This is a genomic window from Thermohahella caldifontis (assembly GCF_041153465.1).
Taxonomy (GTDB): Bacteria; Pseudomonadota; Gammaproteobacteria; order Pseudomonadales; family Oleiphilaceae; genus Thermohahella; species Thermohahella caldifontis.
In genome coordinates, this window is record NZ_CP154858.1 from 2,613,886 (window position 1) to 2,629,153 (window position 15,268).

A 15,268-nucleotide genomic window follows, 5' to 3' on the forward strand; every position below is an offset into this window, starting at 1 on the left:
CTGCACCCGACGGGCTCAGCTTTCGTCTTCGTCCGGCAGCCAGACGATCTTGTACAGGTCGCGGCGCCGGTCCAGATAGTTGCGCACCGAGCCCTCGTTCTGCAGGCGCTGGAGCTTGTCCAGATCCACATCCACGATCAGCGTCATTTCCGTGTTGGGTGTGGTCTCGGCCATGACCGCATCATGCGGGAAGGCAAAGTCCGAGGGGGAGAACACGGCTGACTGGGCGTACTGGATGTCCACATCGTCCACCTTGGGCAGGTTGCCACAACTTCCGGCTATGGCCACGTAGCACTCGTTCTCGATGGCGCGGGCCTGGGCACAGCGGCGAACCCGCAGGAAGCCGTTCTTGGTATCGGTCCAGAACGGGACCAGCAGGATCTGCACTTCCTTCTCGGAAAGCAGACGTGCCAGTTCGGGGAATTCCACATCGTAGCAGATGAGAATGCCCACGCGGCCGAAGTCCGTATCGAACACTTTCAGCTCGTCGCCGCCCTGCATGATCCAGTCACGCTTTTCATGGGGAGTGGGGTGAATCTTGTACTGGGCGTCGATGGTGCCGTCACGCTTGCACAGGTAGGCCACGTTGTAGAGCTGGCCATCCTCGATCACGGGCATGGAGCCGGCCACCACGTTGATGTTGTAGCTCACTGCCAGCCTGGAAATCTCATCCCGGATTTCCGCCGTGAAACCGGCCAGAAAACGGATGGCATCCACCGAGGACTTGTGGGTGTCCAGCCCCATCAGCGGGGCGTTGAAAAACTCCGGGAAGACGGCCACATCACAACGGTAGTCGGACAGCGCATCAATGAAATACTCCACCTGCTGCAGGAACTCTCCCACGCTGCCCATTTCACGCATCTGCCACTGTACCAGTCCGACACGTGCGGTGGTTTTCTTGTTGCCGATCAGCTTGCGCTTGCTGGGATCGTAATAGATGTTGGTCCACTCCAGCAGCGTGGCAAACCCATGAGAGTCCGTGTCTTCAGGCAGGTAGCCCTTGAGCACCCGCTTGACCTCAAAGTCGTTGGAGAGCTGAAAGGTCAGGATGGGATCGTAAATTTCCTTGCGCTTGACCGCTTCGATGTATTCATGGGGGGACATCTTGTCTGCGTAGTCCTTGTATCCCGGAATGCGCCCACCGGCCACGATGGCTCGCAGATTCAGGTTCCGGCACAGCTCCTTGCGCGCTTCGTACAGCCGGCGCCCGAGTCGCATTCCCCGGTATTCCGGATCCGCAAAGACATCCACACCGTAGAGGACATCACCGTTGGGATCATGGGTGGTGAGGTAAGCATCGCCGGTGATTTCATCGTAGGTATGGTCATCACCAAAGCGGTCGTAATCAACAATCACGGAAAAGGCTGCGGCCACCACCTTGCCGTTGTCTTCGATACAGATCTGCCCTTCGGGGAAGGCCTTGAGCATGGCCCGGTATGACTGGCGGGACCAGACACCGCCGAGAATCTCATAAACGCTGTTCATGATCCGGGCAATGTCATCGTAATCTTTCAGGCGCAGGTTACGCAGGCGCAGGTGGTGTTCATCGCCATCATCGTGAGTGGCGCTTTGAGGGGTATTTTCGGTTGTCATGTGATGTTCCGGATAGTTCGTGACAGAATCGGACAGGTGTTCTGAATGCAGTGTATGCCAATGCGAAAAGAATACAAATGAGTGGATGCTTGACGTAAAGGTGAGGCTGTTCAGTCCTGAAGTGATAAAAGTATACCTGATTCAGCGGTAAATGGCACTCAGCAACCGTGGCCTGACCCAGAACAGCGTGAACAGGCCGGCCAGTGTGTTGGCAGCCGCCATGCCTGCAAAGGCACCATTCACCCCTGCGAACCAGATACCGGCCGAGACCAGCGGCAGGGCCAGCACCACCAGCCGGGCGGTCTGCAGCCCCATGGCTTTAAGGCCTTCACCCAGGCCATTGAAGATGGCGCCGGCCTGATAGACGCAGGCCAGCAACCCCCAGCTCCAGCCGATCCAGCGCAGGTAACGTACGATCAGTTCCGAGACCCCGGGATCGTCACTGAAGAAATGAGCCACCCAGGGGGCCGCCAGCCAGAGCAGGATGTAAAGCAGAGCCTGCCAGATGAGCAGTCCGCGCAGAGCCAGGCTGAGCGCCTCGTGCACGCGCTCAGGTTGTCCGGCCCCCATGTTCTGGGCGGTGATGGGCGGCAGTACACTGGAGACGGCCATGGAACCGATAAGCAACAGGGCTTCAACCCGGTTGCTGGCGCCCCAGGCAGCGACTGCCTCCACCCCGGTGCGGGCCAGCAGGGCAATGATGATGGCATTGGTGAGGGGGGCGAGCAGATTGGCCACGGCGGCCGGCATGCCGATGGCCAGGATGCGTCGCCACTGACTGAGCATCTCCGGTCCGGGTTGCGGGCGGCGCAGGAGGTCGCGGCGGTGAAGCTGGCGCACACCGGCGATGAGCGCCAGCAACCAGGACAGGATGCTGGCAATGGCGGCTCCCTGTATGCCCAGCTCCGGAAAGGGGCCGATGCCGAACATCAGCAGCGGATCCAGCACACCATTGGCCAGCCCCGCCAGTGCCATGATGATGCCCGGCGTGCGGGTATCTCCGGTAGCGCGCAGTGCACTGTTGCCGACCAGCGGCACCACCAGCAACGGCACGCCCAGAAACCAGGGCACCATGTAGGCCCGGATGAGTGCCAGCAGGGTGTCATCGGCACCCATGGCACGGAAGAGGGGCGTCAGCCACATCAGCCCCGTGGCCGAAAGCAGGGACACCAGCAGTACCGCCAGCAGCACACCATGGGTGGCAAAGCGACCGGCCGCTTCATGGTTGCCCTGTCCGAGAGATCGACCCAGGGACGCAGACAGCCCCACCCCCAGCCCCATGGCCAGAGAGGTGATAACGAACGAGACCGGGAAGGTCATGCTCACCGCCGCCAGCTCGTGGGTGCCCATCTGGGCAATCCACCAGGTATCCACCAGATTGAAGAACAGGATGGCCACGATGCCGGCAACCATGGGGCCGGTCATGCGCCGCATCACCTCGGCAACAGGCCGGGTCAGCAGTCCGTGACGGTCACCCCTTGCGCTGGGCACGCAGAAATGTCCATGGCTCAAGGAAGGAGGGCACCAGGGCCGTATGGGTCTGTATGGCGGTGAAGTCCTGCTCCAGCGCCTTCCCGATGAAACTCAGCCAGGCATCATGCCGGGCCAGATCGTCGGATGAGTAGCCCTGTCCACAGCACTGCATGGTCAGCACACCACCGGGACGCAATGCGTTGGCAATGCGCTGCAGTGTTTCCTGCACAAACGCTTCACGTGTCTGACCTTCACGGACCGGATTCATGGTCAGATCATAGATGAGCGCATCCAGGCCGCGGGCCGAATCCAGCCAGGCGAAGGCATCGCCATTGATGACACTGGCCTCCGGGGCGTTATCGATCCGGTTCCAGTGATGAGGGAATGCCTTGCGGCAGAGACCTGTCACCACCTCATCAATATCAATCATCACCACTTCCGAGAGCGGACGGCCCAGGCGCCTCGTGTGCCCGACAAGCGTCGCCAGTACGCCTCCGTCGCCGCCTCCCAATATGCCAACCCGTGTCAGCCGGTCGAGGGGCAGGACAGGGGCAACCAGAATCTCGTCATAAATGCTATCGGCAGTGGAATACTGGAGATCATCATCCAGAATGAGCTGTTCGCCGAAAAGGGGGTGGCGGGCGAGCTTGATATCCTGCCAGCGGCTTTTTTCATGATGCCAGACCTGAGAATCCGCCAGAGCAGGGTCAGTAAACTTGAATGGGCTGTGATTCGACATGGTCTCCCACAGAGGTTGAATGGTCGCGACAGATGCAAAGCTGCTAGACTAACGCGAATGAACCCGTTTTTCCATGCCGGACAGCCCGTATCCTGGAAGCGCGCCCTGTTGTGGGGCGGGCTTGTGTTGGCGAGCGCCCTGCTGCTGGTCGGGTTGGCGGAGCAGTGGGCGTCACGCAGCGCTTACCGGGGTCTTGAGCTGCGCACGGCCGATGAGCTGCGGCGCACCGTGCTCGAGCTGGAAGGCGTTCTGGCGCGTTATGCGCCCATTCCGCGGATGCTGGCGCTGGATCCGCGGCTGAGGCAGTTGCTATCCGATCCCACCAACCGGGCCATGCAGGCCCACATCAACCGCTTTCTGGAGAGTACCGCCCACGTCATCGACGCGTCCGACATCTATCTGCTGGATGCGGAGGGCACGACCCTGGCCGCCAGCAACTGGAACCTGCCGCGCAGCTTCATCGGCCAGAACTACAGTTTCAGGCCCTATTTTACCGAGGCCATGAGCGGGCGCGCCGGACGCTACTTTGCCCTCGGCATCGCATCGGGTCAGCGGGGTTACTACTTTTCCTGGCCGGTCTCCGAGGGTGACGACATTGTCGGTGTCGTGGTGGTGAAAATCCCGCTGGAAGGGATTGAAGCGCGCTGGCAAACCCCATACGGCTCCGGTGACCGGGTGGTGCGGGTGGTGGATGACTACGGGGTGGTGGTCCTGTCCACCCGGGCCGAGTGGCGACTGCGTGCCACCCGTCCGCTGTCGGATGCCGGGAAGGCCGAGCTGAAGGCGGAACGGCGCTATCCGGTGGATCGGCTGGAAAGGCTGGCGATGATCACCCTGCCGTTACCGGACGGGCTGGACACGGCACGGACCCAACTGGTCGCCCTCCCGGGAGGGGGGCGCAATCAGCGCTGGCTCATGCAGACGGCAGATATGCCCGTAGCCGGCTGGCAGGTGCAGGTGCTGCAGCCGCTGTCCGCGGCGAGACGGGAAATCAGCAGCGCCGTCTGGTTTACGCTGACACTGGTGCTGACGATTGTCCTGCTGGGCTTGCTGCTGCTGGAGCGTTACCGCCGGGCCCGGGTACTGGAACAGGCCCGCAACGACCTGGAAAAACGGGTGGCAGAGCGAACCGCGGATCTGACCCGCACCAACCTCCAGCTGCGTGAGGAAATTGACGAGCGCCACCGGGCCGAAGCGGCACTCCGGCAGGCGCAGGAAGAGCTGATCCAGACGGCCAAGCTGGCCGTTCTCGGTCAGCTTTCTGCCGGCATCAACCACGAGATCAATCAGCCGCTGACCGCCATTCGCAACTACGCGCAGAACGCCCTGCGCTTTCAGGCCCGGGGCGAGGCGGAAATGGTGCGGAGCAATCTGGAAGAGATTCTCGCCCTGAGTGATCATATTTCCCGGATCGTGGCCCAGCTCAAGGTCTTTGCCCGCAAGAGCGACGGCACGCTGGCACCGGTGCCGGTCAGGGGCGCCGTGGAAGCCGCGCTGCGGATCGTGGAACCGCAGTGTCACAGCCTCGGCCTGGCGGTGACAGTGGCCGGTCTTGAGGACAGTGACTATGTCATGGGCGATCTGGTGCGGCTGGAGCAGATTCTGGTCAACCTCCTGACCAACGCCCTGCAGGCCGTGAGTGGCCGGTCCGGCGGGGCGGTCTGGCTGGACGTGGCAAGAACCCGGGATCAGGTGTGCCTCAGGGTGCGCGACAATGGTGAAGGCATCGAACCCGGCAAGGAAGAACTGATCTTCGAGCCCTTCTACACCACCAAGGGCGTCTCGCAGGGGCTCGGGCTGGGGCTGGCCATTTCCCGGCGGATCGCCGAATCCATGCAGGGCAGCCTGCGGGCCTTCAACAATCCGGACGGCGGGGCCTGCTTCGAGCTCTGTCTCAAACGTTTCGATACGGAGAGCCACACAACATGACGCCACAGGACGCGCCGCAGGGAGAAGTCATTTTCATTGATGATGACGCCCCCATCCGCAAGGCCGTACAGCAGACCCTGATGCTGGAGGGCTGGTCAACGCGCACCTTCGGTCAGCCTCAGGAGGCCCTCAGGCAGATCAACCGGGACTGGCGCGGTGTGGTGGTCACGGATCTGAGCATGCCGGACATGGACGGCATGGCGGTTCTGGAAGCGGTTGCGCAAACGGACGGGGAAATCCCCGTGATTCTGGTGACCGGCCACGGCGACATATCCGTGGCGGTGGAGGCCATGCGCCGGGGTGCCTACGACTTCATTGAAAAGCCGTTTACCAACGAGCGCCTGGTGGATACGGTGCGCCGTGCCCTGGAAAAGCGCAACATGGCGCTGGAAATCCGCGCGCTGCGGCAGGAACTGCGCTTGCAGAACGCACCCGGCCCGCGTTTGCTCGGCAACTCGCCGGCCATCCGGCGGCTGAGGCGCACCCTGCACGCCATTCTCGACATGCCCGCCGATGTACTGCTGCATGGCGAGACCGGTACCGGCAAGGATCTCATCGCCCGGTATCTGCATGAACACAGCCAGCGCCGCGAACACAACTTCGTGGCCATCAACTGCGGTGCCGTGCCGGAAAATCTGATCGAGAGCGAACTGTTCGGTCATGAAGCCGGCGCCTTCACCGGGGCGGACAAGGTGCGTATCGGCAAATTCGAGCATGCCAATGGCGGCACCCTGTTCCTTGATGAAATCGAGAGCATGCCCCTGGCCCTGCAGGTCCGCCTGCTCCGGGTGCTGGAAGAGCGGCAGGTGGAGAGGCTGGGCTCCAACCGGCTCATCCCGCTGGATATCCGCGTGATCGCCGCCACCAAGGCAGATCTGAGACAACTCGCCGACGAGGGCCGGTTCCGGGCCGACCTGTATTACCGCCTGAACACCGTGAGCGTGGACATCCCGCCCCTGCGCGAGCGCCCGGAAGATATCCCGCTGCTGTTCGAGCATTTTTCCGTGATTGCATCGGCCCGCTTTCAGCGTGAAATGGTGCCCCTGAGTGTACCGCAGATGCAGCGTCTGCTGGCCCATGACTGGCCGGGCAATGTGCGGGAGCTGCGCAACCTGGCCGAACGCTATGTGCTGATGGGAGATGAGGCGCTGAATGACCTGGAAGGGGGCGCCTGGCCAAGATCCGGTGATGCCCAGCAGACCCTGCCGGAACGGGTCGAATGGTTCGAGCAGAGCATCATCCGGGACGCCATGCGCCGCCATCGGGGTGTGATCAAGGACGTGATGGTGGAACTGGGGCTGCCGCGCAAGACACTGTACGACAAACTGGCCAAGTACGGGATCAGGCGCCAGGACTTTCTGGCTGCCCCGGATGATCCAGCGGCACCTCCCGGGCCGGGCTGAACTGATTGAAATTCCTCCCCTTGCGCTTGGCCTGATACATCAGCTTGTCCGCCTTGCGCAGGGCGGAACCCACGCTGTCCGTGCCGTCCAGCCAGAGCATGCCGATGGAAATGCCGATGGGCACCTCCAGCCCCAGCGGTGCATAGTGGGTCTGCAGGGAGGCCCGCAGCTTGCTGGCCAGGGTCTGTGCATCGGGCTCCGACCTGCAGTCCTCCACCAGCACCACGAATTCATCCCCGGCAAAGCGGGCGCACTGGTCGGCGCTGCGCAGGGTCATGCGCAGGGCGTAGGCCACCTGCTGCAACACCTTGTCTCCTGCATCATGGCCGTACATGTCGTTGACGGTCTTGAAATTGTCCAGATCCATGAACATCAGCAACGGGAGCAGGCCTTCCCGCCGGGCACGGTGCAGGACCTGGCGCAGACGATCGGTCATCAGCGCCCGGTTGGGCAGATCGGTCAGCGGATCATGAGTAGCCAGATAGAAGGCACGTTCCTCGGCCCGCCGCCGTTCGGACACCTCCCGGGCCAGCAGCCGGTTGTGCCGGGTGACCCAGGTCAGGGCGATAAGCACCGCCGCAAAAAGCGCTGACAGCCCGCCGGCCCAGGGATAGAGTTCGGCCCAGGTCACCTTGCGTTGAGGGGTGTAGAGGAAGTTGTTCAAATCCAGATTGGCCGGGATGCGGCCGAGGCCCGCGAGCTGGTCCGCAATCTGGCGCCAGCGCGTGCGGCTCATGTGGCCGATGTCCACCACCTGACTGAGCATCAGGCCTTCCAGCGTGTTGGCCTCGTAGAGCAGCTTGTCGGCTGAAGCATTGGGGGCATACCGGGTCAGGATGTGCCGGACCATTTCCTCCTTGTGCTTCAGCGCCCAGTCCCAGCCCTTCAGCGTGGCCTGCCGGAACGCCTCCACCGTATCCGGTTCACTGTCCACCAGGGCCTTGCGGGTGAAGAGCACGTCACTGTAGAAATCCACCCCGAAATCCCGCGGACTGATGATCAGCGGCTCCAGGCCATGCTGGCGCAGCACGTAGGGCTCATTGCTGATATAACCGTTGTAGAGATCAACCCGGCCTTCAATCAGGTCCCGCAGGTCATAACTGGGTTCGACGGCCTGGATGCGCCGGGTGACACCCAGATGGTTGAGCAGGCTCAGCAGCTCGCCACCCTGTTGCGGTGTGGGGACCACCACCCGGGCACCGATGAAGTCCGCCGGGGTCTGGATGCGGCGACCACGCACGCCGATGAAGGCACCGGGAGAGTGCTGCATGACGGCCGCCAGCGCCACCACCGGCTTGCCCTCCGCAAACGCTTCCAGAAGACCGGTATTGCTGATGGCAAAATCCGCCCGGCCGGACGTGACTTCGGCAACCAGATCCAGTCCCGGCTCGATGGGGCGCAGGGTCACATCAAGTCCGGCATCGTCATAGTAGCCCTGTTCCAGGGCGGCGTAGTAGCCGGCGAACTGAAACTGGTGATACCACTTGAGCTGAACGATTACCTCGCGGGCGTGGACGCAGGAGGCCAGCACCGCAAGCAGGAGGCCACCGGTCCGGGCCAGCATTCGCCACCGGCCGGGTCGTCGGTGGCGGGATCGTTCAGTCATGATGCATCCAGCAAAATTGATGAATGTCTGATTCCGAGTATAACCCGGCGGAATCGGTCAGTCCAAAAAATGTACAGTCAGAAGCCGGCCTGCCACTGGCCCTCGGTGATACGGTCGCTGTAATTCAGCCACACACGCTCGGCTCCGAGCAGGGCCTTGACCGCCTTCAGGTTCTCGTTGTCCCAGGCATTGCGGGGAACGGCGAACCGGTACTGCCCCCCGGTTTCCGCTGCGCAGAGGGCATCACCCTCCTGCCAGGGCGCGGACTGACGGGTCACATACCAGTCATGGGTTCCGGGCCGCTGACAAGCAAAGGGGCGGAACTCACCGCAGTTCAGGTCATTGAAACGGCCATTGCCGAGACTTTCCGCACAATCTTCCTGTCCGGCCCAATCGTTGGGCTCGCCCGGCTGCCAGCTCCAGACCGCCGCATCCAGCCTGCCATCGCCGGGTGACAGCATGTCCATGCCCGGCATGTTGACGCCACACTGAACCGCCCTGGCCAGAGCGGCAGGGGTCAGCGGATCGCCCGGATCACCAAAGGTGGCGGAGAGACGCGTCCGATCCTCATAGACCCGCACAATGTGGCTGTCAAAAAATGCGCGGCTGAACCGGCTGGCCAGACAGGTGCCAAGATCGGCCACCTCTCCCGTGGGATAACCGTTCAGGTAGTCTCCGAATCCACCGAACACCCACCGGTTCCACTCCGTGTTGCGGCAGCCATCCGTCATGATCAGCACCTGCTTGCCCGCACGCAGGATATCCGTCTTGCTGATCTGCATGGGAATCCCCTGGCAGCCGTTGCCGGACGGGCGGAAAATGCGCTGGCCAAAAGCCTGGCTGAGCGTCCGGATGGCATCCCCGTAACGGCCATCCATGTGATCCTCGATGTAGAGCAGAATGACCTCGGAAGGGTTACGGTCCAGCCAGCGGGCGATTTCGGCCACACCGTCACGGAAATAGCGGTCTGCAGGGCTGCAGCCCACGTGATTGTCCTGGCCATGACAGAGCAGCAGCCGGTTGCCCCAGTTCCAGGGCCAGCCGTCAATCTTGAACGTGTAATGCACGTCCAGCTCCAGTGCCCGGATGCCCATGCGCAACTGGTCGGTCAGGCTGTAGCGCTGATTCGGGTCCAGGTAGCGGGTCGCGTTCTGGTAGGCCTTTGAATTGTAGGAATTGTGTGTGCCGGGGAAAAATGCCTGTGCCAGCGGCTGGTCTGCATCCAGCGCCCGCTGCAGGGCCAGTGCACGGGCGGTCCAGCTGTTTTCGAAATCATCCACCGCACCGGCCCGGGCCAGGGCGGAGACAAGAAGGGCGAGCAGGAAAGCGGTCAGGCGAAGCCGCCTGAAGCGATTCAGGTGGGGCATGTGGTCTTCCTCTTCTATTGTTTTTATTGGAGAGGACAGTCTAGAAAATGATCAGCCTCAAAAATGAGAACTGCGTACCATAAATCATAAAACGTGATTGACTGTCACGAAAATGACCGGATCCGACCGCATCGGGCCGTCAGGTTGACACTCGCCGGCCCCGCTCCCTAGAATGCCCGGTCAGACACTGACCACTCGTCACGGAGACACATCAATGAGCAGGTACGCTCAGGTCAGCTGCCGCATCGCGCAGGAACGCGATGTCTGGCAGGTGGAACACTGGCAGGGCCGGGAAGGCCTGGACACCCCCTTTTCCTTCACCATCACGCTCGTCAGCCGCCAGGGTGCTGCGGATCCGGACTGGATCGACCGGGATGCCTGCCTGACCCTGACCGGCCCGCTGGGCAGCCGGCACGTGCACGGCCTCATTGTCGGCCAGCGCACCCAGATGGAAGACCGGGGGCTCAAGACGGTGGTCATCGAACTTGCCCCCTGCACGGATCTGCTGCGTCACCGGGTACGCCGTCGCATTTTCGAGAAGGCCACCGTTGAGGAGATTGCCACCCGTATCTGGAAGGAAGCCGGCCTGCCACCCGGTGACCTGCGCTTCGATCTGCGTGACAGCCTCCGGCGGCCGGACATGACCGTCCAGTTCGACGAGTCGGAATGGGACTTCCTGACCCGCCTCTTTGCCGAACAGGGACTGCATTACCATTTCGTTCACCATGCCCACCGGCATGAACTGGTGGTGAGTGACCATCAGGCCGTGTTCCGGCTGCCTGATCCCCTGCGCCGCAAGGTCAGCGTGCGCGATGACGCCCGCATGACACCGGAACCGGTACTGTACGACTGGCAGGAAACCTGGTGTGCCACGCCCGCCCGGGTGACCGTGCGCCAGTATGACCTCTGGCGACCGGACCGCTTCGATGTGGCCGAAGCCGGTGAGGATGACGGTACCCACTGGCGGGTTTTCGGATACGCCGGTATCCACCCCCCGGCCGCGCAGCGTGCACGCCGGATTCACGCGCGCTTCCGTGCAGACGCCGAACGCGCCCGTGCCTTCAGTCAGCGGGTGGACCTCAGCCCGGGCGAATGGGTGGATGTGGCGCATGCCGGTGCGCCGGCGGGGCGCTACCTCATCGTCGCCCTGCACCACGAAGGTACCCAGGACAGTGTACGCGAGGAAAGGGCGCTGGAGGGGTCCGAATCGGTTCAGCAGATCGAGCTGCTTCCTCCGGGGCTGGACTGGGCCGCCCCCCTGCCGCCGCCACGCCCGGTTGCCCCGGCACAGACCGCCCTCGTGATGGGGCTGGAAGAAGACCGGGTGCATACCGATGAACTGGGCCGGGTACGCCTGCGCTTTCACTGGGATGACGACCCGGGGCGCAGCGCATGGGTGCGCGTCCTCACCCCGTTCGCCGGTCCCCGGCAGGGACTCTGGGCCCTGCCCAGGGTCGGACAGGAAGTCATCGTTCGCTTCGTGGAAGGGGACCCGGACCACCCCGTGGTCACCGGCGCCCTCTACAACGGGGTCAATGGCCTGCCCTGGCAGGGTGACGACACCCGCTACCGTACCGGACTGCGAACCCGCACGGTGGGCGAAGGCGCCAGCCACGTGGTGCAGTTTGATGATACACCCGGCAAGGAACAGATCTTCCTGCAAAGCGCCGGCGACATGGACCTGCGCATCGCCGGGGATCAGGTGGAAACCCTGGATGGTCACGACCGCCAGCGGATCAGCGGACACAGCCAGACTCAGGTGAGCGGCGACGTCATCCAGGCCATTGGCGGCGACCTGCGCGGTCAGAGCCGGACCACCCTGGCCCTCGGCGCCAGCGCTGACCACAGCCTGAAAAGCGGCGGCAACATCCGCCTCGGCGGCAGCACACAGATCAACGCCTGGGCCGGGCAGCAAATGGTGATCGAATCCTGCAGCCAGATCGTGCTCAACGGCGGCGGCAGCACCCTCACCATCACCCCCGGTGCCATCATCCTCAACGCCCCCGCTGTCGGCTTTGGCGGGGGTGGCGGTGCCGCAGGCGGCCGGGTCGCTGCACAGGCCGCGCAGGTGCAGGGCGTGGGCCTGAAGCGGCAGGACAGCACGGCAGCACAGGGCACCGGTCAGCAAAGCCGGACCGGCCAACTCGTCATGGGCGGGGCCGATGACGGTACCGATGCGGGCACGACATCCGGCGGGAAGGCAGAGCACACCAAACCGGCGGCCGGCGCAGCGGCACCTCGAAAGCCCGATCCGGCGGATGACGGCGATACCAATGCGCTGGTTCAGGTCACCGAAGAACTGGATACGCTGATCTATGTCCCGGGCCTTCCCGACGAAAGCGGCTCGCACACCGAGCCTGTACTGGCCGCGCTGCCCAAGGATGTGGCGGACCTGCTGGAGGAAGAGGCCCGGCGGCTGGACGATCTGCTCAGAAAGGCCCTCGACGCATTTCGGAAAGGTAACGAAGCCGCCCGGGCACAGGCGCTCAGTGAGCTGGATGCCACCATCAAACCCTTGTTCGACACGGGCAAGATCGCACCCATTACAGAGGTCTGGGGTGGCTGGGGTCGCAAATTTACCTACGTGCGCTCCGATGTCCTGCGCAACCACATCCGCCGCTACAAGCTTGATGTGGATGTGCGCAATGGCCGCAAGTTCTCGCATCCTGATGGACGCCTTGATCCGGCAAAGCTGCGCAAGGCCCTGACAGAAGGCGTACGCAAGAAAGTCAGTGAACTCAGCCAGGGTTCTGTGAAGTTCGAATACAAGGCCGACCTGGTGGAGCGGAAGACGGTTGCGCTGACAAAGATGCAGTTGCTGATCAACGCCGAGGCCAATCACGACCCCTTCGGGACCCGAACCTGGAATGCCTCTGCGGCTGCCCAACTGGTGCGCTATGCGTATGGGGCCGGTCTGGCCCTCACCGCCAACCCACGCGAAGGCTTCAGCCTCAAGATGGATGGTTTTGTGTCTCTGACATGGGCCGAAGGCAAGGCAACCCTTGAAGGTTATCTGCCAAATGAAAGCGGTCAGCCCGTTGAACTGAACCTGCCCACCAAGCAGGGCACCCCGAAGCCGCTCCGGTTGGGCACTTACCGGGTCCTGGCCAAGATTAGCGCCAGCGGATACGCCGGTAGCAAACTGCAACTGACCGCCGACGCAGCTTGCACCCTCGAGCAGGGCCGGCTCATGCTGCGGGGACTCAGCAGTGAAGAGGCACGGGAACTGCGCCGCAAGGACAAATTCTTCACGCCCGCCAAAGCAGAAATCAACGGCTTTGCCGGTATCAGTGCCGGTATTGAATGCATGGGATCCCTGCAGTGGGACAATCCGGAAATACAGAAACCCGGCAAGCCCGATTCCGGATGGTGTGACCTGGCCGCTCTGGGACTGGAAGGCAACGCAAGTGTTGGCGCCGGTGTCACCGCAGGCTTCTATGTCAGTTACGAAGAAGGAAAATTCCGTATCCGAGCCAAGGCGGGTGTCGTCTGGGGCGTGGGTGCAGGGGGAGACATCGGCGCCACCGTGGACACCTCACAGATCCTGACACTGGCACAGTATGTGTACCACCAGCTCAAGGATAATGATTACAACTACCTGACCTATATCCAGCCCATGGCATTCGAGATGTTGTATTCCGGTATAGCCATTCAGATTATAACGGGGCGGCCAGTTCAGACAATAATCAGTATAGGCTATCGCCGTTTGAGCCAGCTGTTTAATCGAGTTATGCAAGAGCATGAATCCGGTATGAGGTTGGCTAAGGCCATCGTCAAGGGTGAGCAAGATGACTGGTTATCTTCTGCTGTACCGGAACTCAAGGGCATCATGCTTTGGCAACTGACCAATACGAATATCGCCAGTTATTTTGATCCGGAAACCTATGCAGCACTGGATGGTGGCTGGCCAAAGGTCAATGAAATACGAGAAGAAGCAGTCATCAAGGTACTCAGTTATACACAAAGCCAATCAGAATGGCGGGAAATTCTTGAACACTGCTCGCAGAACGGTCAAAAAACAGATCCTTTGGTAGCTGAAAATCGTATCGCAGAATTTCTGGATGGTTGCCAACGTATCCGCTACGACATGTTTACCCGACTTATCCGGGAGAAGCCTGTGCCTGGTGCAGTCAGGCGGCTGGCACTCTAGTCAATGTGGTGGATTGCAGCGGTATTGATCGCACATCTGAAACCCCCGCCGGGCAGGTCTTCGCGCCAGCTTTCTTCCGGCTCTTCCTGCCGGACAAACACGTTGGCACCTGATGGTGATTCACCATAAATACCGCCCCTGAAAATCTTCATCGTGCCACTTTCCGGGCCGCGCGGGTTCTTTTCCGGAGATTTTGAATAATATTCAGCATCGTACCAATCCAGCACCCATTCAGCTGCATTGCCGCTCATATCGTAAAGACCCAGAGGATTGGATGGCCAGCTTCCCGGAGGATACAAGGTTGCTTTCTGTGCCGGGTAGTAATTGCGCCCCGGCTCCATTTTCCCGTTGTCGGTGGCAAACGGCACCAGCTGCCCGCGGCTGCGCGCTGCGTATTCCCACTGGGCTTCAGTGGGCAAGTCAAAGGGCAGGCCGGTGAGCTTGCCCAGCCACAGGCAATAGTCGCGGGCATGGGGCCAGCTGACCCCTGCAGGATACTGGGGCTGGCGGTTGTAGGCTTCGCGTTGCCAGTCCTTGTCCCAGAGCAGCCTGGGGAGGTCGTTGGCCTCCGTGTAGAGATCGTATTCTCCCCAGGTCACCTCATATTTGCCGATGTGGTAACTGTCCAGCGTCACCTTGTGAGCAGGCTTCGAATCGGCACCCCAGGTGTGATAGAGGCCTGACTCCGGGTCACGGAAATCCCCCATCATGAAGGACCCGCCTTCCACAAACACCATGTTGTCCAGGGTCTTGCGGACGAGGGCGTCAACGTCTTTCTGGATGTCCGCCTCGGTCCGGCAGCCGGCGAGGGCAATCAGTGCGACCACCAGCCCAAGCATGAATAAGCGACGCAGGGTGTGCACATCCGGCCATGCCGGTTGAGGTTCGGGATTGAGCTGGTCGATGGCCAGCTGAGGCGCTTTGGTGTGACGGCGAAAGTGATGCTGGTTTTGCATGACTGACTCATCCTGATCCCTGGATTGTGAGCCAGTTTAGCGCGTCGAACAC

At 62.0% G+C, this 15,268-nt stretch carries 9 protein-coding genes; 3 read left to right on the forward strand and 6 right to left on the reverse strand.

Annotated features, from left to right (window positions below; all coding sequences use genetic code 11):
- Positions 1-15: 15 nt before the first annotated feature.
- From AAIA72_RS12670 to AAIA72_RS12680, 3 genes are all read right to left on the reverse strand, one after another.
- Positions 16-1,593, reverse strand: coding sequence for a GNAT family N-acetyltransferase (locus tag AAIA72_RS12670; protein ID WP_369600676.1), 1,578 nt, complete (start codon positions 1,591-1,593; stop codon positions 16-18).
- Between the two features lie 141 nt (positions 1,594-1,734).
- Positions 1,735-3,084 (reverse strand): MATE family efflux transporter, encoded by a 1,350-nt coding sequence (locus AAIA72_RS12675; protein WP_369600677.1) that lies wholly within the window; start codon positions 3,082-3,084, stop codon positions 1,735-1,737.
- The gene (locus tag AAIA72_RS12680; RefSeq protein WP_369600678.1) at positions 3,065-3,805 is read right to left on the reverse strand and encodes a hypothetical protein; all 741 of its coding nucleotides are present in this window, start codon (positions 3,803-3,805) and stop codon (positions 3,065-3,067) included. The genes AAIA72_RS12675 and AAIA72_RS12680 overlap by 20 nt, the downstream gene beginning before the upstream one ends.
- 57 nt (positions 3,806-3,862) lie before the next feature.
- Here AAIA72_RS12680 and AAIA72_RS12685 point away from each other — a divergent pair, with 57 nt between their 5' ends.
- Positions 3,863-5,734, forward strand: a complete 1,872-nt coding sequence (locus AAIA72_RS12685) for an ATP-binding protein (protein WP_369600679.1) — start codon at positions 3,863-3,865, stop codon at positions 5,732-5,734.
- Positions 5,731-7,137, forward strand: coding sequence for a sigma-54-dependent transcriptional regulator (locus AAIA72_RS12690; protein WP_369600680.1), 1,407 nt, complete (start codon positions 5,731-5,733; stop codon positions 7,135-7,137). The genes AAIA72_RS12685 and AAIA72_RS12690 overlap by 4 nt, the downstream gene beginning before the upstream one ends.
- Here AAIA72_RS12690 and AAIA72_RS12695 read toward each other — a convergent pair.
- On the reverse strand, positions 7,076-8,743 hold the full coding sequence (locus AAIA72_RS12695; protein ID WP_369600681.1) for an ABC transporter substrate-binding protein: 1,668 nt from the start codon (positions 8,741-8,743) through the stop codon (positions 7,076-7,078). The two genes, AAIA72_RS12690 and AAIA72_RS12695, sit on opposite strands and share 62 nt — an antisense overlap.
- A gap of 77 nt (positions 8,744-8,820) precedes the next feature.
- Positions 8,821-10,110 carry a phosphatidylinositol-specific phospholipase C domain-containing protein gene (locus AAIA72_RS12700; RefSeq protein ID WP_369600682.1) on the reverse strand — a complete coding sequence of 430 codons (1,290 nt, stop codon included), beginning with the start codon at positions 10,108-10,110 and terminating at the stop codon, positions 8,821-8,823.
- A 214-nt stretch (positions 10,111-10,324) separates the two neighbouring features.
- On the opposite strand from AAIA72_RS12700, the gene AAIA72_RS12705 reads away from it, so the two are divergent.
- Positions 10,325-14,260, forward strand: a complete 3,936-nt coding sequence (locus AAIA72_RS12705; RefSeq protein ID WP_369600683.1) for a type VI secretion system Vgr family protein — start codon at positions 10,325-10,327, stop codon at positions 14,258-14,260.
- Here AAIA72_RS12705 and AAIA72_RS12710 read toward each other — a convergent pair.
- Entirely contained in the window at positions 14,257-15,216 is a 960-nt protein-coding gene (locus AAIA72_RS12710) for a formylglycine-generating enzyme family protein (RefSeq protein WP_369600684.1), read from the reverse strand. The two genes, AAIA72_RS12705 and AAIA72_RS12710, sit on opposite strands and share 4 nt — an antisense overlap.
- Positions 15,217-15,268 lie beyond the last annotated feature (52 nt).